Annotated in this window: 2 protein-coding genes; both read right to left on the bottom strand. The window is 60.9% G+C overall.

Annotated elements, in window-relative coordinates; genetic code table 11:
* On the bottom strand, window positions 1–260 hold a 260-nt coding region (gene nudB / locus AC1D1P_RS23195; protein ID WP_477674617.1), incomplete at its 3' end, for a dihydroneopterin triphosphate diphosphatase.
* 38 nt (window positions 261–298) lie between these two features.
* The coding region (aspS, locus tag AC1D1P_RS23190) for an aspartate--tRNA ligase (protein ID WP_477674616.1) at window positions 299–1461 on the bottom strand (1163 nt) is incomplete at its 5' end.

Below are 1461 nucleotides of genomic sequence, written 5' to 3'. Positions count from 1 at the left end.
TACCTGGCTCGCCAAACTGGATAAATCTCGTAGACGTTGGACAGGCCCCAGTCGCGAAACTGGCCGGGCGCGGCTGCGATGCCGGTCTCTTCCAGCACCTCGCGCACCGCGGTCTGCAGCAAGGGTTCGCCCGCCGTGTCTTTGGAGCCCGTGACGCTCTGCCAGAACCCAGGGTTGTCGGTGCGCTCGATCAGCAGCACGTCCAGCTGCGGTGTGTGAATAACGACCAGCACAGACTCGGGGATCTTGAAAGGTTTCAAGGTGTCCCCCTTCCGGCTGGCGGGCATAGCGCGCCGTTTTAGACGGGCTGTGGATTACGCAGGCGGATGTGCAGTTCGCGCAACTGCTTTTCGTCCACCGGGCTCGGGGCATGCGTGAGCAAATCCTGGGCGCGCTGGGTTTTCGGAAAAGCGATCACGTCGCGGATCGAGTCGGCGCCTGTCATCATGGTGACGATGCGATCCAGGCCGAAGGCCAGGCCGCCGTGGGGCGGTGCGCCGTACTGCAATGCGTCCAGCAGGAAGCCGAACTTCTGCTGCGCTTCCTCCGGTCCGATCTTCAGGGCATTGAAGACCTTGCTCTGCACGACCGCCTGGTGGATACGGACCGAGCCACCACCCAGCTCCCAGCCATTGAGAACCATGTCGTATGCCTTGGCAATACAACGGCCCGGGTCGGTGTCCATCCAGTCTTCGTGCCCGTCTTTGGGTGCGGTAAACGGATGATGCACGGCGCTCCAGCGCTGGCCTTCCTCGTCAAATTCAAACATCGGGAAATCCACCACCCACAGCGGCTTCCAGCCCTTGGTGAATAGACCCGTTTTCTTGCCGAATTCGCTGTGGCCGACTTTGAGGCGCAACGCGCCGATGCTGTCGTTGACGACCTTGGCCTTGTCGGCGCCGAAGAAAAGGATGTCGCCGTTCTGGGCCCCGGTGCGCTTGAGGATTTCCGCAATCGCCGCGTCATGGATGTTCTTGACGATGGGGCTTTGCAAGCCGTCGCGGCCCTTGGTGATGTCATTGACCTTGATCCAGGCCAGGCCCTTGGCACCGTAGATCTTGACGAACTCGGTGTAGCCGTCGATCTCGCCGCGGCTCATTTCGGACCCGCCGGGAACGCGCAGGGCAACCACACGGCCGCCGACAGTGGTGGCAGGCGTGCTGAAAACCTTGAAGTCCACGGTCGCCATGACTTCGGTGAGTTCCGTGAACTCCAGGTTCACGCGCAAATCGGGTTTGTCGGAACCGAAGCGGTGCATGGCTTCGCCATAGGCCATCACCGGAAATTCGCCCAGGTCGGTGTTGAGCACGGTCTTGAAAATGTTGCTGATCATGCCCTGGAACAGGTCACGGATGTCCTGCTCGCCCATGAAGGACGTCTCGATATCGATCTGTGTGAATTCGGGCTGGCGATCGGCACGCAGGTCTTCGTCACGGAAGCACTTGGTGATCTGGTAGTAGC

Source organism: Polaromonas sp. P1_E1_2 (assembly GCF_056406035.1).
The sequence above is the reverse complement of the archived record's forward strand: the minus strand, read 5'-3'. Positions and strand labels throughout refer to the sequence as shown.